The sequence below is a fragment of the Pseudofrankia coriaricola genome (assembly GCF_032027725.1).
Lineage (GTDB): Bacteria > Actinomycetota > Actinomycetes > Frankiales > Frankiaceae > Pseudofrankia.
This window is the reverse complement of record NZ_JASNFO010000074.1, coordinates 67,537-87,733: the sequence shown is the minus strand read 5'-3', so window position 1 is coordinate 87,733 and position 20,197 is coordinate 67,537. Positions and strand designations below refer to the sequence as shown.

Genomic DNA, 20,197 nt, shown 5'->3' with positions numbered 1-20,197 from the left:
CAAGCCCTCCTCGACGCCATCCTCACCCCGACGCCCAAGGAGAGATACCCATGTCCGCCTCGGATGGGACCGTCCGGAGCACGCCGGAGGCCGTCGCCGCGGTCGTCGGGCTCGGCACCCTCGTCAACGGGCCGCTGCTGAGAAGTTTCGACGACCTGCGCCGGCACGCGGGCGTGCTCACCGACCCGGAATGCTGGGACGGCCGCACGGCCACCGAGTTCCGCTCGACCGTCTGGCCGGCATACCAGCGCGCGCTCACCGACCTGCACACCCAGCTCGGCCGGCTGCGCACCCGGCTCGGCGAGATTCAGGACGACATCCAGGGCGCCGGCTAGGCCTTCTCCACCGGGTGCGTCTTCCGCGCCGATCTCGCCGATCAGCTGGACAGGGGCCCGGCACACGTCGACACATCCCGCGGGCATCACCAAAACAGCTAAACCACCCCCGGAGACGCGAGGACTTCACGGAAGGTTTCGGAGTGAAAGGGCCGGCTACACGGTTTTCGGATGGGACGGGCGACAACACCTCTTGTCGGCACGCACAACGACGACGCAAAGTGATCAGACGGCGGGAAGGAGGGTCGCGAGTGGCCTTCGGGGGCGTGGGCAGGCGAAGGAACGGCCGGCATGTCCGGCCGGCTGGGCCAGGGGCACCAAACCAATGGCCCAGCGGTGGGGAGGCGTCGAGCCGTCCGGACCCGCCACCGGTCGACGACGCCGCCGAACCCGCGATTCGCCGAGCGGAGCCGCGGCGCGGACCGGGCGGGCGGTCGCTGCTCGCCGCCGGTCTGCTGGCCGCGCTGGCCAGACGGGGCACGTCGACGCTGGCCGCCCGGCACCGCACGGTTGGCGAGGCCCTGCGGCTGGCCGCCGACGTCGACGCCGCGAGTTTCCTCGATCGCGCGACCCGGCTGCTGTCCGCGGGGCTGGCCGCGCAGGACAGGCCCCTGCCGCCGGTGTTCGCGGCGACGCTCACCGACGACGCGTTGATCCTGCACCTCGCGCCGGCGCCACTCGACCCGCCGCCGGCGCCGTGGTGGAAGGGCGGCGCGCCCGGCACATGGCGGATCGAGCGTCCCTCCGGGACGCCGGACGGGCTGCCAGCCGGTGCCGGCGAGACAATCCCGCCCGCCGTCCCGGCGCCGTTCCCCGGCCTCGCGACGATCGGGCACAAAGGGAACAAAGGGAATGGTGCCAGGATCCTCGTCGACATCGAGGGCGCGCCGGGCGTCATCGCGATCGGCGGTGACCAGGCACGCGCCCGGGAGATCGCGATGTCGATCGCCGTCGAGCTGGCCACCAACCGGTGGTCGGACGATCTGCGGATCCACCTGATCGGGTTCCCGGACGACCCGCCGGCGGTCGCGCCGGACCGGCTGCGCGCGGTCGCGACCGTCGGCGAGGCGCTGGCCGAGCTCGCGGCACGCGAGGAGCAGCGGGCCCGCGCGACGGGCGTGCCCTGGGACGGTTCAGACGCGATGGCTGTGCTGCACGGTCGGCGGGAGGCGAGGACGCAGGCGCTGTGGGCGCCGGACCTGCTGGTGCTGGCCAGCCCACCGGACGAGGCCGACACCGCCCGGCTGGCGCGGTTCGCGCGCGGGCGGGGCCAGGCCGTCGGCGTGGTCGTCGTCGGCGAGATGGCGGCGGCCCGCTGGGTGTTCACCGCCAGCCAGGACGGCCGGCTCGCGCTGGGCGTGCTCGGCATCGAGGTCGTGGCGCAACTCCTGCCCGCCGCGCAGCACGCCGCACTCGTCGACCTGTTCCGTTCCCGGAACGACGACTCCCAGAACGACGACTCCCAGGACGTCGGCGTGCCCGACGGGCCGTCGGCCGCGGCCGACGAGGCCGAGCCGTTCCCCCCACCGGTCGTGGGCCAGCAGGACGCCGGCGAGGACAGCGCCGGCCCCGCCCGCCCGGCCGGTCAGACACTCCCGGTCGGGCCGCCCACGGCCGCCAGGCCCGTCGCCCCCGGTAGCGGCCCGCGGACCACGTCCGGCACGTTCCTGCCCGCGGAACCGTTCCTGCCGGCGCTGCCCGCCGAGAGCCCACCCGCCGGTCCGTCGGCGTTGCCTGTGGCCGCGGCCGATCCAGGCACGACCGTCCCCTCCCGGCCCGGCGGGCCACCGCCCCGCCCGGCTGATCCCCGCGTTCCGCCTGATCCCCGTGTGTCGCTCGGACCAGGCCCGGCGATGTTGCCGGCGGTGTTGCCCGAGCCGGCCGTGACGGCCCCCGGTCCAGCCGCGGCCGCGCCATCCGGCGCCGGCCAGCCACCGCCGCGCCCGACTGGTCCGCACGACCAACCCAGCTCGGATCCCCCAAGGCCGCCAGCGCCGGGCGTCACCGGTCCGACCGATCCCGACCCACGCTCGACGTCGCCCGATGCGCCGCGCACGCTGCCGAGGGCGGGCGGCCCCACCGCTCCCCCACCGACGGAGCTCCCCGGCTCCCGACCGACCAGACGGCCGCTGTCGGTCCTGGTCCCGACAGCGCGTCATCGCACGCCGCCGACGCCGGACGACGCGCCTCCAGGCGACGCGCCCCCGCCCGGGCCCGGGCGGGGACACCGGGTGGCCGGGCCTCTCGGCCGCGGGGCGGGACCCTCCCCGACGGGGCCGATCTCGCCTCTCCACCTCCCCTACGCGGCCGCCACACCGCCCGCCGAGCTCGCCGACCCGAGGGAGGCGGAGATCCGAGTGCTCGGCCGGCCCACGGTCTATGCGCCAGGACCGGTGGCACGCGACCAGGTCGAGTCGTTGACAGAGCTTCTCGTCTACCTGGCCCTGCACCCGGACGGCGCACATCCACGGACACTCTCGGCGGCGCTCCGGCCGGCCAGCGCCAGGAGCACGGCCTCCGGCCGTGCTACTCCTGACTTCGTCACCGCGGCCTCCGTGAGCCGCGCCAGGGACTGGCTCGGGACCGGCCCATCCGGTCATCCCCGGCTGGTCACCGGCGAGGACGGGCGGCTGCGCCTCGGCCAGGACGTCCGCTGTGACTGGTGGGCATTCGCCGCCCACGCCCATCAGGCAGACCAGCCGCCGAGCGCCGCCTCGGGCGGTGCCGGCATCGCGACGGTCGGGAGCGGGGCAGAAGCTGAGCTGGCGGCGGCGCTGGGCCTGGTCACTGGTCCGCTCCTGGCGGACCTCCCAGCTGGCAGATACGGCTGGCTACGGTCGACCGGGCTTGAGGCTGGCCTGCGCGCGGCCGTCGTCGACGTCGCCCACCGCCTCGCCGAGCGCAGTCTGCACGCGGGCGACACCGCGACCGCGATGGCCGCGTGCCGGACCGGGCTTCGCGCCGTCCCGGCCGCCGAGCCCCTCTGGCGGGACCTGCTGCGCACGGTCGCCGCCCGGGGTGACCGCCGTACCCTCGAGGCCGTCGCCGCTGAGATGTACCGGGCACTGCCCGCCGCGACGGCGCCGCGGCCCGGCGTCAGCCTGCCGCGTGGGCGCCGTGCGCAGAACCGTCCGGCCGAGCCCGAGACGAGCGCCCTGCTCAAGGCCCTCCTGCCCGGCTACCGCCACCGCGACCGCCGCTGAGCCCGAGCGGGCCGGCGGGCGCGGGCACCTCGGCGTCCGGGCACGATGGACAGTGCACGATGGACCCCGCCCGCCTCGAGCCCTCGCGGCTCGCGCCGCGGCGCCGCCGGACTGGAACTGGAATGGGAAGAGGTACCCGCGTGAACGTGCACCGGCTGCTCGGTACCGCGGACGGCGTCGCGGCGACCGGAAGGCTGGCAGACCGAACGGCGGTGCGGATCGCGGGTGAGGCGATGCGGCGCGGGGAGCTCTGGGCCGCCGCGGCGGCCGTCGCCGACGAGGTCGCCGGGGCCAGGGTCGTGGCGGTGCCCGGATCGGCGAGCCTGCCCACAGTCGTAGGGATCGTCGGCTGCCTGCTCGGCGGCGTCACGGTGGTGCCGGTGCCAGCCGACGCCGGCCCGCGGGAGCGCGCGCACATCCTCACGGACTCCAAAGCCGAGCTGTGGCTCGGCGAGCCGCCCGCCGAAGACGGTGCGGCGGGCGGCAGCGGCCGCGGGCTGTCGGTGGTGCCGGTCGACCCCGCCCGCCGATCCGGCGGCACCTTCCCGGAGCCGGATCCCGCCTCGGCCGCGATGGTCATGTACACATCCGGGACGACCGGGGCACCCAAGGGCGTCGTGACGTCCAGGCGGGCGATCGCCGCCTGTCTGGACGCGCTCACGGACGCCTGGGCGTGGACGCCCGACGACGTGCTCGTCCACGGGCTGCCGCTGTTCCACATACACGGACTGGTGCTCGGGGTTCTCGGCGCGCTGCGAGTCGGTAGCCCGCTGGTTCACACCCGGCGGCCGCGCCCCGCCGACTACGCGGCGGCGGCGGAGCGGCACGGCGGAAGCCTCTACTTCGGCGTGCCGACGGTCTGGTCACGGGTGTGCGACGACCCGGCGGCCGCGGCGTCGCTCGGCCGGGCCCGGCTGCTGGTCTCCGGCAGCGCCCCTCTGCCGGTCCCGGTGGCGCGGCGGCTGCACGAGCTCACCGGGCTGGTGCCCGTCGAACGCTACGGGATGACCGAAAGCCTGATCACGGTGGCGGTTCGCGCCGACGGCGAGCGCCGGCCCGGCTGGGTCGGCCTGCCGCTGCCCACCGTGACGACCCGCCTGGCGCCGATCCCCGACGCCACCGACGCCGCGGACAGCGCCGATGACGCCGGTGCGCCGCTCAGCCCGCACGGCGGTGAGGACGTCGTTGACGTGCCGCGTGACGGCGAGTCCGTCGGTGAGCTGCAGGTCCGCGGCGCGACCCTGTTCGACGGCTACCTGGGCCTCGCGGAGGCGACCGCGGCCAGCTGGACGCCCGACGGCTGGTTCCGGACCGGCGACGCGGCGGTCATCGGCCCCGACGGCTGGCACCGGATCGTCGGTCGGACCTCCGTCGACCTCATCAAGAGCGGCGGGTACCGGATCGGGGCCGGCGAGGTCGAGGCGGCGCTGCTCGCGCATCCCGCGATCACCGAGGCCGCCGTCATCGGCGTCGCGGACGCCGACCTGGGCCAGCGCATCGTCGCCTACGTCGTCGGCGACGGCACGGCGCCGGTCGACCCGGAGGCCGTGTCCGCGTTCGTCGCCGAGCAGCTGTCGGTCCACAAGCGCCCCCGCGAGGTCCGTGTCGTCGACGGCCTCCCGCGCAACGCCATGGGGAAGGTCCAGAAAAAGATCCTGGCCAGCTCCTGAGACCGCGACGCCGTGGGCAGAGGATTGGCCAAGTAGATCGAACCGCTCGCGCCACTGTCCCGGCGAGTCGCCGTCCCCGCCCGGCCCGACCGCTGGCGTCTCCTCACGCTCCCGGCTGCGCGGCCTGAGAGGCTGGCAGTCGTACGGCAAGCTCGGACCGCGTCCGGACGTCGCCGGCCGGGGCTACGAGACTGGTGTCCGGGATGGGAGTCCGGGCGCCCCTCACCAGCAGCCACACGCCGGTTGCGATCTCGAAGACGAACATCGGCAGCCACATGATGATCGAAGCGCCCTCGGCCGTGGTTCGGCTGGCGGCGGTCTCCAGCGGTACCCCGACGACCAGGATGAGCGAGGCCCCCACGCCGAGTGCGGCCAGCGGGACGGGAATCGAGCGGGCCCTGAGCAGCAGGTACGCGAACAGCGTGCTGCCCACCGCGAAGAAGGCGGCTCCGACGTTGGTGCTCCACGACGCCACGTCGGCCACGACAGCGCCCAGCTCCTGTTCACCGGCGGTCGGCGCCTGGCTGAGCGACAGCAGGATCAGCACGCTAAGGATCTTGACGGCGTAGAGCGCCGCCTCCACCACGCGGCAGGCAAGTGCCAGGATCGCCAGGTTCTCGTCCTGCCGTTTGGTCAGGGCATAGAGCATGGCCGCGAGCGCCAGCGTGCCCACGCCGGCGACCATGAGCAGCACCGTGCTGGCCCGGATGCTGACCGTGTTGTCGGCGACGGTGCGGAACGTGTCGGCGATGTCGTCAGCGCCGCTGACGCCGCCCTGAAGGACCGAGCTGGCCAGGACGGCGGCGATGACGATCAGGAACAGGGCGCCGGCGAGGCGGGCGACGTGCCGGTTGGACATCATCGAGTCCTCCATCGAGATCCGTGACAGCGAACGCAACGCCAGCTGGCCGATCTGGCTCGCCGGGGAACCCACCTGGCGAGTCCCGCGAGCTGCGATGGTTCGTGGCGTGGTCGGGCCGCGGGAGCGTTACGCGTCGACCGTGCCGGATGCCGGTTGAGTCGCGGTTGTGGACCGGACGAAGGAACGTTGAGTCGTGCCGCGCGCCGAGACCTCGGCGGCGCGCGGCGTCACCGGGACGTCCCGGTGAGGTCCCCGTGGACGTCGCCGCACCGCGCCATCAGTCGGGTCATCCGTCGCGCTGTGCGCGGCGCTCGCGCTCATTGTCGCCCTGGTCGCCGGGATCCTCGCCCGGCTCGCTGGCGCGCACCTGGCCACCGCGGTGCCGCGCGGCGGGACCGCGTTCGCCGGCGCGCTGGGCCTGCACGGTCCCACTGACCGGCCCCTGGCCCGGTCAGTGCGGGGCCGGGCCGGCCGGCGGCGCGTCGGCGGCGCGCAGCCAGGCGACGGCGCGGTCGCGCAGGTTGGCGACGCCCTTGTACTCGGCGATGTCGTCGGGCAGGTGAGCAAGAACGTCGGCGGTGCGACGACGCCAGGGCTCGACGGTCGCGAGCTGCTCGAACGAGAGCAGGTAGGTGCGGATCAGGAACATGACCGCTCCGGAGTCCGGGAGCCGAACGAGGTGCTGCACCTCGACCCGCAGGTGGAGCAGCCGCCCGAACGACCCGTCGTCGGCCCGCCGCATCCGCGCCCGGTCCGGAGCCCAGTCGGGATAGCGCTCGAGGGAGACGTCGAGCCGCCGGCCGACGTTCACTCCCCAGTTGGTCCGGCGGTAGGGCTGGTGCGGCTGAAGTCGCCTGATGAACTCCTGTGCGCGGGTAATGACGCCTTCGGAATGGATACGCGGGACCGGGCCGTGGATCTCTAGAAAACTCATGCCCAGGTCGAACCCGAAGCTCCAGGCGGACGCGAAGGTCACGACGCCGGCATCGACCCAGAGCTGGCCCGCCCGCGCGTCGAGCAGAACGATGTCCTCCTGAACCTGGTTCGCGACCCAGTGCAGCGGCCCGCCGGGCAGCGTCGCGTCATCGCCGTAGACGAAGTCCGCCTCGACGCCGAGCCGGCGGTTCTCCCAGCGCCAGCGGTTGATGCCCGTCCGGGTGAGGAGCATGTCGGCCGGGTAGCTCGCGGCCAGCTCGCGCAGAAGGGTGAGGGTGGCGTCCCACGCCGCCGTGCGCATGTGTGTCGGGACCGCGTGCCGCGTCGGGTCCTGAGCGAGAATCCGGGCGCGTTCCTGGAGCTCACGGTGGTATTCGCCGTCGATGTCGACGACCGCCGCGCCCCACCGGCCGGCCGCGGTATGGACCGGCACGCCGGCGGGCTCGACGTTGGTGCTGTACCGGAAACGCTCGTCGGTGAAGGGAAAAGGGAAGCCGCGAAGCAGCGACGACGATTCCGGGGCGCTCATCAGAGCGGAACCTCCAGGCCGGACCCGTCCGCTCGGGAGACGCAGGGCATGACCCAGGCGCCGGTGGATCTCTCCTCCTCGGACAGGAACAGGTCGCGGTGCAGCGGACGCCCGGCGGTGACCGGAATCCGGCACTCACCGCATACGCCCTGCCGGCAGCGGCTCGCGACATCGAGGCCGGCGTCTTCGAGCGCCGCGAGCAGGCTGGTACCGCTGGGGACCGTCAACGTCCCGCCAGTCCTGGTGAGGACGACGTCGAAGGAATCACCAGGATCGAGGGCGACCGTGCCGAACCGCTCGGTATGGATCCTCGACGCCGGCCAACCGAGGGCGGCGGCGGTGCCGACCACCCGCTCGGTCAACGCGGCCGGGCCGCAGACGTACAGATGCGTTCCCAGCGGCTGGTCGGCCAGCGCTTCCTCGACCCGGGTGGAGAACGCGCGGCGGTCCGTGAAGAGCTCGGCACGGCCGTCAGAAAGCTCGACGACGTCGTCGGCGTGGGCGCCACGCCCGGCACGGTAGGTGTAAAGGACCCGCACGTCGTGGCCACGCCGACGGGCGGCCCGTAGATGCGAGACGATCGGCGTCACCCCGATGCCACCCGCGACCAGCAGGTGCCGACGGGCTCGCGCAACCGGTGGAAACGCGCTTCGCGGTAGGCGGGCCGCCACTCGGTCGTCCGGCGCGAGACGCTCGTGTATCCAGCGCGATCCACCGAAGCCGTTCTCCACCAGAAGCACCGAGACGGCGTATTCCCTGGGGCAAAAGCCGTCGGAGGTGAGGCTGTAGGCGTTTACCCGGCCACCGCAGTCCAGCAGAAGGTGGCTGCCTGGGACGAAGCCCGGCAGCTCGCGCCCGTCGGGCGCGGCCAGCCGGATGCTCCGGACTCCCGGCACCGGCTCGTCGACAGCGGCGACGACCAGTTCGAGATCCACTCCGAGGCTCATTCGGCGCTCACGGTGCTCATTCGGCGATGGCCCCGGCGTCCCCCTGGAATCCCAGGAACCGGCCGAGCCGGCGTGACACGTGGTAGTAGACGAGCAGGTCACGTCCACAGCCCGGGCAGCCGACGACGTCGCCGATCGCGGCCTCGGCCGACGCGACGCCGCCGCAGTGGACACACGCCACCTCGACCGGTCCGCTCCCAGTCGGGGCGACGTACAGCTCGTCGTCCTCGAGACCGGCCGCGATCGCCGTTGCCCGCAGGGTAAGGCAGCTGCCGACGGAACCCGCCACGCGCACCCGAACGCCGACCCGCGCCTCGGCCAGGGCCGCCGCGAGCTGTTCGCACGCCGTCCCCACGTCGTCGGCGCACAGCACCAGCGGGCTGGGACGGCCAGCGCGCCGGGTGAGCTCATCCCGCCAGGACGCCAGAACGTCCGTCGCCCCCGGGCCCACGCCCACCAGAACGTACGTGGCGCCGCTGGCATCGGCGGGCGGAGACGCCGGGGCTCCCGGACGCGCCCACGGCGGCACGCTCGTATGAGCCAGGCTCGGCACCGACCAACAGTAGGCCGACGCCGCGAGCCGCGTCGGCGACGGCCGCCTCGGCGACCTCGACTCAGCCCGCCTCGACTCAGCGGCCTCGACTCACGCGATGTCCGCACGACCGCGTCGGAGCACGTCCTCTCACTCGCCAGTAGGAACATGTCCCACCCACCCGCCGATAAATAAGCTATGACTTATATAGTCGAGTCATGAACACCATCGACCCCGTCGCGACGGCCGGGCTTGTGGCCCGCGAGATCCGCAGCGGCTCCCGGAACGGGATGCCAACGAAGATCGCCGTGGCCCACCGGACGTATCGCACCGACCAGACCGATCTCTGGGACGCCCTGACCAATGTCGACCGCATCCCCCGCTGGTTCCTGCCGGTCAGCGGCGATCTGGCGCTAGGTGGCCGCTACCAGCTCGAGGGCAACGCCGGCGGCATCGTCGAGCGCTGCGAGGAGCCCGAGTCGTTCGCCGTGACCTGGGAGTTCGGCGGCATGGTGTCGTGGCTGGACATCACCCTCACGCCGGCTGGCGATGGCACCACCCTCGAGTTGGTTCACGAGTCACCCGTCGACCCCGAATTCTGGAACCAGTTCGGCCCCGGCGCGGTCGGCGTCGGCTGGGACCTGGCTCTGATGGGTCTCGGTCTGCACCTCGACAGCGGAATGCCGGTCGACCCGGCCGAGGGGGCCGCCTTCGCCACGACGCCGGACGGTGTCGAGTTCGTGCGGCGCTCGGCGGCGGGCTGGGCCGACGCCGCGGTCGGCGACGGCGACGAGCCGGGGCCGGCGCATGAGGCCGCCGCGCGCACCGTGACCTTCTACACCGTCGTCCCCGACGATGCCGCTCCCACGGATGCCGCCTCCACGGATGCCGCGCCCGAGACGGGCGAGGACGAGAGCGCCGGGAGCTAGGTGGACGGTGTCTTCGAGGCGCTTGGCGAACCGGTCCGCCGGCAGATCCTGGAGTTCCTCGCCACCGGCGAGCAGCCGGTGGGGACGGTCGTCGCCGCGCTGCGAGCGCGGACGCCGATCTCGCAGCCCGCCGTCTCGCAGCACCTCAAGGTGCTGCGCGCGGCCGGGCTGGTGACCGTGCGGGCCGAGGGCACCCACAGGTACTACGCCCTCGACCAGGCCGGCCTCGACGCCGCGCGGGACTGGCTGGCCGCCCTGTCCGCCGACCCGCTGGCGCCGTTCGCCCAGCCGCTCGACGCCCTGGCCACCGAGGTCGCCCGCGGCCGCCGCGGCCGCCAGGCCAGCCCCGTCAGCGAGGCGGAGGCATCGGGACGGCAGCGCGGCCAGTCCGCGTGAGGCGCCTTCCTCAGTACGTGGGGTGCCACCCGAGCCGGACAGCCTCGGCTCGGCCGTGCCCCGGCGGTGCCCGGTGCTCGCCCGGCTCAGCGGGCGGCGGCTCGCGTCTCGAGGAACTGGCGTAGTTGACCGACGGTGGCGAAGGAGCCGAGCCTGTCGTCCGGGATGTCGATCTCGAACTCGTTCTCGACGGCGAACATGAGATTGATATGCGCCAGCGAGTCCCAGGCGGGGATGTCGGCGGCGGTCGTGTCGTCGGTGACGACGAGGGCGTCGTCACCGAAGATCTCCCGGAAGACCTGCTGGAGTCGATCGTCCATGGTCAGCTCGCGGTCCCTTCGAGTTCCCGGTCGGTTCGGGTGATCTGGATGAGGCCGGGCGGGCTACCGGCGCCGTCGACGGCAAGCAGCCACGAGGTCGCGCCGGAGTGACGTTCGGGCAGGCCGCCATCGGAGCGACGTCTGTCCGAACGAAGCCCGTCCGCACCCACGCCGTCCGCACCAGCACCGCCCGAACGAACTCCGTTGGAGGAAGCCGGCTCGGCGAGGGCGAATCCAAGGCGGGCGAACAGGTCGGCGACCAGCCCGTTCTTGGCCGTCGGTACGTGGTGCCCACGCAGGTAGCGGCAGCCGCGACGGCGCGCCTCGGCAACGAGAAGCCCGGCTGTCTCGTCCTCCAGCGTCCGGCCGATCACTCGGCAGCTCATCAGCCAGGTGTCGATGTCGAGCACGTCGTGCTCCTGGCTGGCGATCGCGACGGCGACCAGACCGTGGTCGGCGAACTGGTCGGTGAGCCGGACGCAGAGCACCGAGGTGCGCGGGTCGGCGGCGAGCTCGGCGAGCTCGGCCTGGCTCCGGCGCCGGCCGGTGAGGTTGAACTGGTTGGTCTTGGCGACCAGCTGCGCGACCCGCGGCAGGGTGACCTCGTCGAGGGGGACGACGGTGGCGACCATGGCGAGGCTTCGGTGGAAGTCCTCCAGCGACGTGGCGTCGGCGGCGAGCTGGGCGGCCTGGGCGCGGGCGCGGTACTGCGCGGCGCGGTCCGCGTCCTCCGCGGTGAGGGCCGGGGTCTCGAAGAACGGATAGGACGCCAGCGCCCGCACGTAGCCGTGCGGGTCGGATGGCAGGTCGATCACGTCGACCTCACCGACCAGCTGGCGCACCACTTCCCGTTCCGCGGGGTTGTCGTCGACGAAGACCAGCGAGTCGAGGCCGATGCCGAGCGTGCTCGCGATCTGGCGGATCTGCGCCGGCTTGTCCGCCCACGACGCGGAGAACATGGCGATGTCGTCGAGCCGGAGCCGCATCGCCGGATGACGTTCGAACACCTCGCGCGCGTCGGCGTCGTTGTTCTTCGAGCAGACCGCGAGGATGACGCCCTTGGCCTTCAGTTCCAGGATGTGGTCCTGAAATGCGGTGAACGCCTCACCAGCGGGGCCGTCGCCCAAGGCGATGCCGCCGAGGCCCTCCTCGCCCAGCACGCCGCCCCACAGCGTGTTGTCCAGGTCGAGCACCAGGCACTTGCGACTGGCGCCGAGCTGGGCGCCGAGCACGGCGGCGGTGTGCCGGGCAAGCAGCGGCACGCAACCGAGCGACACCGCCTGCTTGGCCCGGTGCCAGTAGCGGGCGTCGAACCACCGCCGCTTGCCGACCTCGGCGGCGAGCCGGTCGCAGTCGACCAGCGCCACGCGGCTGCCGGCCGCCCGCCCGAGCGCGGCGTTCACCGCGGCGAGCATCGTGGCCCGGCAGCCCGGAGTGCTCGCGGCCAGGTGCCCCAGCGCGACGTCCGGCGGGACGGCGAACAGGTGCTGCACGACCCGGGCGCCGGTCCGGTCGACGAGCAGGTCCCACAGCGACGTCCAGCGGGCGGCCTCCGCCGCCACGTCCGCGGCCGGGTCCTGGCTCATCGCCGGCAGCTGGGCCTCGCCGGCGTGCACCGCGAGGACGACGACGTCCGGGCCGAACCGGTACAGCCCGCTCGACGGGTCGAGGATCTCCTGGCGATACTGCCCGTAGCCGCACTCGTAGACCTCGACCGCGACTCCCGCTCGCGCCGCCGCCACCGGCAGCAGCGCCGAGAGCTGCGACGTCGTGTAGCTGCCGAGCACGGCCACCCGCGCCTTGCGGGAAAGCGACCCCGCCCTCGGCAGGCAGCGCGCGACGACGCCGGCGGCGGCCGACCAGGCGGCCAGATCGTCGCCCGCGTCGGTCGCGGCCAGCGCCCACCGCACCGCGCCGGCGGCGTCGCCCGCCTGTTCGGCCGCCCGCGCCCGGTCGAGACCGGTCCGCATCGCGGCGGCCCCAGCATCCCGGCCGTCGTCCTGTCCCGTGCTCATGTAGCCCGCTTCATCACCCGGGCGGGCGCCGCGAACACGGTCGCACCAGCCGGGACGTCGACGGTCACGATCGAGTTCGGCCCGATCCTGACGTCGTCCCCGATCGCGATGGGGCCGAGCAGGTGCGAACCGGGGCCGATCTCCACCCTGGCGCCGATCGCCGGCACGGCGTCCCGGGGTGCCTGGCCGGAGGCGAACCCGATCGTGACGTTGTGCCGGATGAGGCAGTCGTCACCCACCACACAGAACGCGGGAATCTGGACCGCCTGGTGATGCCCGATCCGGACCCGCCGGCCGATGACCGCCTCGTCGGCGATCTCCACCCCGTACAGGCTACGGATCACAAGTTCGTTGACAAGTTTGTAGATGATGCCGACCGGCGACCGAAGCCGCACGGGTGCCGTGAGCCGCCAGTGGCCCACCCGGTACGCGACCAGCGCGTGCAGGCCGGGATGGACGAAGGAACGGCCATGATTGATCCAGTCCTCCCGGATCAGGGCCCCAAGGCTCGGGCCCGCGGCGGGCCCCGGTTCGGGCGCACCGGTTCCATCGACGGCTGCCACGGTGAACCTGCCACGACCTGTCTGTCTGCCCATCCAGCCGGACCCTCCGCGCCGCCTCCACCTTTTCCAACCATACAGTTACGTAACAGTAGGGTCAGCGCAAGACGGGCCCGGTGGCCTCGCGCTCAGACCACACCCGCGCGCCTGGCTCCACACGGCCGCCGCGGCGGCCGGCCGCCCAACGCCGCGCGTCGTCGCCGGGCTACAGGTGGCCGTCCGGTTGTGGATCCGGCGAAATCACGACCACGACAACACGCTCGTGGCGATCATGGGCGACCGCGGCTCGCTCGCCCTAGGCCCACGCGGCCGTGACCGCCGTGACTGTTGTGACGGCGGTCATGGTCGTGACGGCCGTGACGGCCGCAATAGGCGCGACGGGCGCCTCGCGGCCACTGGCACCTCGTGGGCGGGACTGTCACCCCTTCCGCCCGGCTTCCCCGGGACACCGATTGCGCCCATGGCGCGGGAAGGCCCGGTCGGAAACCAAGGAATGGTTTCCCGCGAACCTCCGGTATCGCTGCGCAGAACGGGCGGATGAATCAACGGCGACTACGCCGTCCTACGGTTCCATGGTAGTTCCCGTTCGTACGGCAGGTGTAACTCCTCCGTCGTCATGCTCGTTTTTTCGGACCATCGACGGGGAAGGTCGTCCTGCGATGTGGGGGGTTTGAATGCGTCCTGAGGCGGTTTTCGAAACGGGGTCTCATCCGCTGAGCAGGATGGACAGCGCACTTCTCGGTTATCAGCGGAAAAACAGTGCCGCGCCGCTGGCGGTCGCTTATCTGCTGCGGGTGGCGGGAACCTGCGATCTCACCGCCGTACGAGCCGCGGTGCTCGACCGGGCGCGGAGGTTCCCGGTCCTGACGCACCGGCTCGTGGCCGCCGCGGGCCGGTCCGGATGGCCCGCCTGGATACCCGAGCCGGGATTCGACGTATCGGCCCATGTCCGGGAGCACCACCTGTCAGCGAGCGCGGGAGAGGCGGAGCTGCGGGGCTTCGTCGAGTGGCGCTGCCGGGCGCCGATCTCGCTGGACGCGCCGCCGTGGGAGATCTGCCTGCTGCCCGGTCCCGGCGCGGACGAGTTCCATGTCCTGTTCCGCGCCAGCCACATCTGGCTCGACGGGGCGGCGCTGCACCAGGTACTGGGCATGCTCTTCGGCGAAGGCCCGGCCGCCGCGCCGCCGCGCCGGGGGCGCGATGGGCAGGTCACCCCCCGCGTGCTGGCGGTGGCTCTGGGGCGTCTCCTCGGCTGGGCAGCACCGGCCGGCAGCCTGGAGGCACTGACACGGCCATGGTCGAGACGTCACAACCTGCACTGGGCGACGACGAACGCCGAGCGGCTGCGCGCTCTCGCCCGCACCTACGACGCCACCGTCAACGACGTCTTCCTGGTCGCGCTGGCCGGCGCCCTCGATTCCTGGTCGCGGCCGGTCGGCGGGCGCCGCGAGGTACGGGCGCTGATGCCGGTCAGCATCCGCCGGAAAGAGGAGTTCGGCGGCCTGGGCAACTATGTCGTGGGCGCACGCGTTTCCCTGCCCCGCGGTCCGGTATCGCCCTGGAGCCGTTTCGAGGTAATACGGCGGCAGACGTCACGCTACCGCGGCGCCGAGAACGTGGCGGCGGGCGAGCGCTGGTGGTTCGAGAAGATCCCGGCCCGCTTCGGGTCCATGGCGGTGGCGATGGGAATGGATTCCCGAAGGGTGCCGGTGACCACGTCGAACGTCGGCGTCCTGTCCGGTCCGATGGCTGTGGCGGGCTGCCCGGTCACCGGCGGGATGCCGATCCCGGTACTTCTTCCCGGGCAGCGCCTGTTCGTCATGCTGGGCGTCCTCGGCCCGACGGCCGCGCTGTCCGTCGCGGTCAACGGCAACGTGCCGGACGGCGCCCGGCTGGTCAGCCTCTGGCTCGCCGAACTCGACCGCCTGGAGCAGGCCGCCGGCCTCACCGCCGTCCCAGCCCAGGCCGCGGCCCCCGCGGCCCCCGCGACGGCCACCACGGCCACGACCTGACGAGGACCACCCGACAAGGACCGCCGGGCCGGACGAACCAGGTCTCCGCGCCGGCGGTCCCGTTCGCGCGCGGCTCTATGATCACGAAATGAAGGTGACCTCGCTCGGGTACCGGACCGATTTGATGGTGCGGAGGCTGACGGGCTCTCTCATCACTGAGCATGCGTCTCACCTGGTCGTCCGCACCCCGGCCAACCCCGGGTTCTGGTGGGGGAACTTCATCCTGGTCGACGGCCCGGCGCGCCGCGGCGACGCGGACCGCTGGGCGGCCACGTTCGCCGACGCGTTCCCACGGGCAGCGCATCTCGCCCTGGGCGTGGACAGTGGCGACGGCGATGCCGGTGACGAATCCGAGCTCACCCGGCTCGGGGTGACGGTGGAGGTGAACTCGGTCCTGACCGCCACTCGGCTCGTTCCTCCCACCCGCCCGGTGACGGGCGCCGCCATCCGACCGCTGGTCGGCGACGACGACTGGGCACAGGCGGCCCAGCTCCGCGCCGTCTGCCATGACGACGAGGAACCATCGGCCGAGGAACGGCTGTTCATCGCGAGGGCGGTCACCGAAGAACGCCGGCTCTGCGAGGCGGGTGGTGGCATCTGGTTCGGCGCCTTCGTCGACGGCCGGCTGCGGTCCGGCGCGGGCCTGGTCGGCGACGGCGGCGAGCTCGCCCGCTACCAGAACGTCGAGACCCACCCGGACTTTCGGCGGGGCGGCCTGGCCTCGGCCGTCGTCCACGGCCTTGGGCAGTGGGGCGTCCGCGAGCTCGGCGCTCGCACGCTGGTCATCGTCGCCGACCCCGACGACCAGGCCATCCGCGTCTACCGCGCGCTCGGCTTCACCGACACCGAACATCAGGTCCAACTCCAGCGCGCGCCCGGTCAATGACCATCCGCCGGCCCGCCCGGCGATGGTGATGGCGGTGGAGTCGACCCGGCGGCAGAGGCCCAAGCCGGTCCGGTCGCGACGCGAGCGCGAGCGTGGACGCGAATGGTGACGGTACGTGTTCGTTCTGGTAGGTCCGTGCGGTCCCGTCCCTCCGCTTCGTGATAATCGAACCACCCGGGCCTGACGGCACGACACAACGCGGCAGGCCCCAGGCGCGCGCCTCCTGGCGGGCCCTGGCGGGCGGCGGATCACCAAGGTCGGAGGTGGGCATCGTGGGCGAGGACGAGAGCGCGGAACTGCCGACGGGGCGCCGACCACCGTTGGATCTTCGTACCGACGTCCCGCATCCGGCGCGAATGTACGACTACTTCCTCGGTGGGAAGGACCACTTCCCGGCCGACCGGGCGGCCGGCGAGGCCGCGCTCGCCTTCTTCCCGTCGATTCGGACCACGGCGCTGCAGGCGCGCCGGTTCATGACCCGAGTGACGGCCTTCCTGGCCGAGGCCGGCGTCCGCCAGTTCCTGGACGTCGGCACCGGGATCCCCACCAGCCCGAACCTGCATGAGGTCGCCCAGCGGGTGGCCCCGGACGCCCGGGTCGTCTACGTCGACAACGACCCGATCGTGTTGGCCCACGCCCGGGCCCTGCTCACCAGCACCTCCGAGGGACGCACCGCGTACCTTGAGGCCGATCTTCGCGACCCGGACGGCATCCTGGCCTCGCCCGAGGTGCGGGAGACGCTCGACCTGAACGAACCGGTCGCGTTGTCCCTGTTCGCGATCCTGCATTTCGTGCCAGACGGACAGGGACCAGACGGAATCGTCTCCCGGCTGCTGGACGCCCTGGCCCCGGACAGCTACCTGGCGCTCAACCATGCCACTCCCGACTTCGTCGCCCCGGAGATCGCCGCCCAGGTGTCGGAGGTCTACCGCTCCCAGGGAATCCCGTTCCAGGCCAGGACCCGGGCCGAGATCGCCCGGTTCTTCGACGGGCTGGAGCTGACCGATCCGGGGCTGGTGCCGGTTCACCGGTGGCGGCCCGCCGGCGAGCCCGAGAACATCCCGGAGTCCGACATCGCCAGCTACGGCGGGCTCGCGCGTCTGCCGGGGCGAGGCGCTGGACGCGCTCGCCCCGTGTCGGGCGCCTAGGCCGTGTCTGACGGCCTCCGGCCACGCGAGGCTCCGCCATCATCGCCGCAGGGGTCCCGGAAGATCGGCGCCAGCCGATCCTCCGGGGGAGCGACTTTGGCCTAGGGCGCCCTCCCCACGTGGTGCCAGGCACAGGCACAGGCGTATGGCGGTCGCTGAGGTGGTGCCGAATTAAGGACGTGGCTGGCTTGGCACTGCACCAATGCGCTGTCACCTTCTGTGGCCGGGCTGCGCGGATGCTCGCCGGCACCACATCGCCTCGCATCACCCGGCTTGACGTCCGAACGCATGGGATGCGACACGACGGCCGCGTCCGGCCGGAAGCCGGGACGGTTCCAAGGCAGTTCAGGGCAGGAGCAGGCAGCTGTCACCGAACTCGTGCCACAGATAGCGCTCACGCAGCGCCTCGCGGTACGCGGCGGCGACGAGGTCGGGGCCGGCGACGGCCTCGAGCAGGTCCAGGTGCGAGGCTCCGGGCGCGTGCCATCCGGTGACCAGCCCGGTGACCGTGCGGGCGGCCCGCCGGGGGTCGAGGACGAGGTCGGTCCAGCCGGCGGCGGCCCGCACCGTCCCGTCCGGGCCGGTGGCCGACTCGAGGGCACGGGTGGCGGTGGTGCCGACCGCGACCACCCGCCCGCCCCACCGGCGCGTCGCGTTCACCAGACGGGCCGTGTGCGCGTCGACCCGGAACCGTTCCGCCTGCGGCGGCTCACCGGGCTCCTGGGAGGAGACACCGGTGTGCAGCAGCACCGGCGCGACGAGGATGCCGCGGGTGACCAGGTCGGTCACCAGGTCCGTCGAGAACGGGCGCCCGGCGCTCGGCATCTCGGCGCTGCCGGGGTCGCGGCCGAACACGGTGCGATAGGCGTCCATCGGCTGGGGGTCGAGCACGTACGCGTAGCGGATCGGCCGGCCGACGTGCCGCAGGTACGGCACGACACCGCCGTCGATCGGCACGCTCGCCCGCCACAGCCGGTCCTGGCCGGCGGGGTGTGGCGCGTGGACCGTCAGCCAGACGCCGTGGGGCAGCGCGATCCGCTCCCCGCGCCGCAGGTCGTCGACCGGTCCCGTACCGACCTCCCAGATCGGCTTCGCCGATCCGGCAGGAACCCCGGCGGGATCCGCCGCCCGTACCTCGAGGACCCAGTCGCCGTCGTCGAGCGCCGTCGCGAAGTGGACGACCACCGCGCGGTTCCCGGCCCGGTCGCCGTGACGGGAACCGCTCACGGCGGCCGGGAGCATCGCGGAGGTGTTGACGACAACCAGGTCGCCGGGCGCCAGATGTTCGCCGAACTCGTCGAAGCGCGCGTGGCGGACGCCGTTCGGACGCGCGACGAGGAGGCGCACGCCGTCGCGGCGCTCGGGCGGCGCGGATGCCTCCAGGCCCGTCGGCAGGTCGAACGCGACGGCGCTCATCGAACGGTCTCCGCCGCCAGGAGATCTGCCGGGCGATCGGCGGTGAGACCGGCCGCGAGCTCAGCCGCGAGATCGACCGCGAGGTACCGGCCGCTGACCGGGCGTGTCGCGATCAGCCGCAGGATCGCCGGTACCACCTGCTCGGGCGGCGGCCGGTCGGAGATGTCCTCGTCGGGGAACGCCCGCTGGTGCATCTCGGTCCGCATGTCCCCCGGGTCGACCGCGTACACGCTCACCGCCGGCTCCTCGGCGCCGAGGACGGCGGCGAGGTGGTCGAGGGCGGCCTTCGACGGCCCGTACACGCCCCAGCGCGGGTAGGCCTCGACCGCGGCGTCAGAGCTGATCGTGAGCAGCGTTCCGCCACCTGCGCGCAGCAGCGGCAGCACCAGCTGGACCAGCGCCAACGGCGCGATCACATTCGTCTCGTAGACGGCGCGGACCGCGTCGAGCGGCGCGTCGGCGAGCGCGGGCAGCGGGCTCGGGCCGAGCTCGCTGGCGTTGGCGACGACGAGGTCCAAGCGGCCGAGGCGCGCCGCCGCGTCGACGAGCGCCCGCCGGTGCGCCGCATCGGTGACATCGCCGGCGACCGGGATGATCCGGCCGAGGGCGGCGCGATGCTGGCGGAGCCCCGCGCCACCGGGGGCCTTCTCCGGTACGGAGGGCGTCGACGCCACGGCGTTCACGAGGCGCGCGGCGTCGCGGCCGTCCACGACTACCCGCCAGCCGCGTTCGGCGAGGGCACGGGCCAGGGCGAGGCCCAGCCCCCGCGACGCGCCGGTGATCAGTGCGACAGGATCGTTGGTCATGCGGCGATCGTCATAGTTAAAGTTAACTTCAAGTCAAGGGCGGAATGCGCCTGGGCAGGCGGGATGAGCCGCGAGGGCTGCCGGGGCGGCGAGGGAGGGTGCTGTGCGGGCGACCGATCTGCTGACCGTCGGGGAGACGTCCGCGCGCAGCGGCCTCCCGGCCTCGGCGCTACGCTACTACGAGTCCCAGGGGCTGCTCGAGACCACTCGCACGACCGGGAACCAGCGCCGCTACCCGCGCCACGTCCTGCGCAGGCTGGCGTTCATCCGCGCCGCGCAGAACGTGGGCCTGTCGCTGGACGAGATCAGGGCGACCCTGGCAAGGCTGCCGGATGGCCGCACCCCGACCCGCGAGGACTGGGCGCTGCTGTCCGAGTCGTGGCGCACCCGGCTTGACGAGCAGATCGCCGCCCTGCTCAAGCTGCGCGACGGGCTCGAGTCCTGCATCGGCTGCGGCTGCCTGTCGCTGGAACGCTGCGCCGTGTCCAATCCTGGCGACATCACCGCGCAGCGCGGCCCTGGCGCGAACTACCTTCCCCGCGCCCTGCGCGGCTCCCCACCCCGCGGCGCCTGACCGGCCCCGGCGGACGGCCGTCACGCCGAGTTGGCTCGACCAGTTCCAGACCGCCGGACCATACCGACGGAAAGCATCGCACCCGCTCACCGACGCGGCCCGGAGAGCATGCCGGTAACCG

18 protein-coding genes are annotated in these 20,197 nt (G+C 73.1%); 9 read left to right on the top strand and 9 right to left on the bottom strand.

The window, feature by feature from the left end; translation table 11 throughout:
- The first annotated feature begins 50 nt into the window (after positions 1 to 50).
- The 3 genes from QOZ89_RS33220 to QOZ89_RS33210 all read left to right on the top strand — a co-directional run bounded on the left by QOZ89_RS33220 (position 51) and on the right by QOZ89_RS33210 (position 5,208).
- Positions 51 to 335, top strand: a complete 285-nt coding sequence (locus QOZ89_RS33220) for a hypothetical protein (protein ID WP_071049690.1) — start codon at positions 51 to 53, stop codon at positions 333 to 335.
- Positions 336 to 586: 251 nt separating this feature from the next.
- Positions 587 to 3,538 (top strand): AfsR/SARP family transcriptional regulator, encoded by a 2,952-nt coding sequence (locus QOZ89_RS33215; protein WP_312627666.1) that lies wholly within the window; start codon positions 587 to 589, stop codon positions 3,536 to 3,538.
- Positions 3,539 to 3,678: 140 nt separating this feature from the next.
- On the top strand, positions 3,679 to 5,208 hold the full coding sequence (locus QOZ89_RS33210; RefSeq protein WP_312627664.1) for an acyl-CoA synthetase: 1,530 nt from the start codon (positions 3,679 to 3,681) through the stop codon (positions 5,206 to 5,208).
- A gap of 103 nt (positions 5,209 to 5,311) precedes the next feature.
- On the opposite strand, the gene QOZ89_RS33205 is transcribed toward QOZ89_RS33210, so the two are convergent.
- The 4 genes from QOZ89_RS33205 to QOZ89_RS33190 form a co-directional block, all read right to left on the bottom strand.
- Positions 5,312 to 6,142: a DUF4386 family protein gene (locus tag QOZ89_RS33205; RefSeq protein WP_312627662.1), complete on the bottom strand. Its 831-nt coding sequence runs from the start codon at positions 6,140 to 6,142 to the stop codon at positions 5,312 to 5,314.
- 379 nt (positions 6,143 to 6,521) lie between these two features.
- Positions 6,522 to 7,535 (bottom strand): heme-dependent oxidative N-demethylase family protein, encoded by a 1,014-nt coding sequence (locus QOZ89_RS33200; protein ID WP_071049692.1) that lies wholly within the window; start codon positions 7,533 to 7,535, stop codon positions 6,522 to 6,524.
- Complete coding sequence (locus QOZ89_RS33195) at positions 7,535 to 8,482, bottom strand: PDR/VanB family oxidoreductase (RefSeq protein ID WP_071049693.1); 948 nt, start codon at positions 8,480 to 8,482, stop codon at positions 7,535 to 7,537. Before QOZ89_RS33195 ends, QOZ89_RS33200 begins: the two co-directional genes overlap by 1 nt.
- 16 nt (positions 8,483 to 8,498) lie before the next feature.
- Positions 8,499 to 8,939, bottom strand: coding sequence for a dimethylamine monooxygenase subunit DmmA family protein (locus QOZ89_RS33190; protein ID WP_241841837.1), 441 nt, complete (start codon positions 8,937 to 8,939; stop codon positions 8,499 to 8,501).
- 293 nt (positions 8,940 to 9,232) lie between these two features.
- Here QOZ89_RS33190 and QOZ89_RS33185 point away from each other — a divergent pair, with 293 nt between their 5' ends.
- Both QOZ89_RS33185 and QOZ89_RS33180 read left to right on the top strand, forming a co-directional pair.
- Positions 9,233 to 9,943 carry an SRPBCC family protein gene (locus tag QOZ89_RS33185; protein WP_312627656.1) on the top strand — a complete coding sequence of 237 codons (711 nt, stop codon included), beginning with the start codon at positions 9,233 to 9,235 and terminating at the stop codon, positions 9,941 to 9,943.
- On the top strand, positions 9,944 to 10,339 hold the full coding sequence (locus tag QOZ89_RS33180; protein WP_071049696.1) for an ArsR/SmtB family transcription factor: 396 nt from the start codon (positions 9,944 to 9,946) through the stop codon (positions 10,337 to 10,339).
- A gap of 86 nt (positions 10,340 to 10,425) precedes the next feature.
- Here QOZ89_RS33180 and QOZ89_RS33175 read toward each other — a convergent pair whose 3' ends face one another.
- The 3 genes from QOZ89_RS33175 to QOZ89_RS33165 are packed head-to-tail and all read right to left on the bottom strand — an operon-like array spanning position 10,426 to position 13,237.
- On the bottom strand, positions 10,426 to 10,659 hold the full coding sequence (locus QOZ89_RS33175) for an acyl carrier protein (RefSeq protein ID WP_071049697.1): 234 nt from the start codon (positions 10,657 to 10,659) through the stop codon (positions 10,426 to 10,428).
- Positions 10,660 to 10,661: 2 nt separating this feature from the next.
- Entirely contained in the window at positions 10,662 to 12,674 is a 2,013-nt protein-coding gene (locus QOZ89_RS33170) for an HAD-IIIC family phosphatase (protein ID WP_312627654.1), read from the bottom strand.
- The gene (locus QOZ89_RS33165) at positions 12,671 to 13,237 is read right to left on the bottom strand and encodes a serine O-acetyltransferase (protein WP_071049698.1); all 567 of its coding nucleotides are present in this window, start codon (positions 13,235 to 13,237) and stop codon (positions 12,671 to 12,673) included. Before QOZ89_RS33165 ends, QOZ89_RS33170 begins: the two co-directional genes overlap by 4 nt.
- A 719-nt stretch (positions 13,238 to 13,956) precedes the next feature.
- On the opposite strand from QOZ89_RS33165, the gene QOZ89_RS33160 reads away from it, so the two are divergent.
- The 3 genes from QOZ89_RS33160 to QOZ89_RS33150 all read left to right on the top strand — a co-directional run bounded on the left by QOZ89_RS33160 (position 13,957) and on the right by QOZ89_RS33150 (position 17,280).
- Positions 13,957 to 15,246: a wax ester/triacylglycerol synthase domain-containing protein gene (locus tag QOZ89_RS33160; RefSeq protein ID WP_241841838.1), complete on the top strand. Its 1,290-nt coding sequence runs from the start codon at positions 13,957 to 13,959 to the stop codon at positions 15,244 to 15,246.
- 88 nt (positions 15,247 to 15,334) lie between these two features.
- Complete coding sequence (locus tag QOZ89_RS33155) at positions 15,335 to 16,132, top strand: GNAT family N-acetyltransferase (RefSeq protein WP_071049700.1); 798 nt, start codon at positions 15,335 to 15,337, stop codon at positions 16,130 to 16,132.
- 272 nt (positions 16,133 to 16,404) lie between these two features.
- Entirely contained in the window at positions 16,405 to 17,280 is an 876-nt protein-coding gene (locus QOZ89_RS33150; RefSeq protein ID WP_241841839.1) for an SAM-dependent methyltransferase, read from the top strand.
- Positions 17,281 to 17,625: 345 nt separating this feature from the next.
- On the opposite strand, the gene QOZ89_RS33145 is transcribed toward QOZ89_RS33150, so the two are convergent.
- Together QOZ89_RS33145 and QOZ89_RS33140 are read right to left on the bottom strand one after the other, a co-directional pair.
- On the bottom strand, positions 17,626 to 18,696 hold the full coding sequence (locus QOZ89_RS33145; protein WP_071049701.1) for an S-adenosylmethionine:tRNA ribosyltransferase-isomerase: 1,071 nt from the start codon (positions 18,694 to 18,696) through the stop codon (positions 17,626 to 17,628).
- Entirely contained in the window at positions 18,693 to 19,502 is an 810-nt protein-coding gene (locus QOZ89_RS33140) for an SDR family NAD(P)-dependent oxidoreductase (protein ID WP_071049702.1), read from the bottom strand. Before QOZ89_RS33140 ends, QOZ89_RS33145 begins: the two co-directional genes overlap by 4 nt.
- A 103-nt stretch (positions 19,503 to 19,605) precedes the next feature.
- Here QOZ89_RS33140 and soxR point away from each other — a divergent pair, with 103 nt between their 5' ends.
- Positions 19,606 to 20,076, top strand: coding sequence for a redox-sensitive transcriptional activator SoxR (gene soxR / locus QOZ89_RS33135; protein WP_071049703.1), 471 nt, complete (start codon positions 19,606 to 19,608; stop codon positions 20,074 to 20,076).
- Positions 20,077 to 20,197 lie beyond the last annotated feature (121 nt).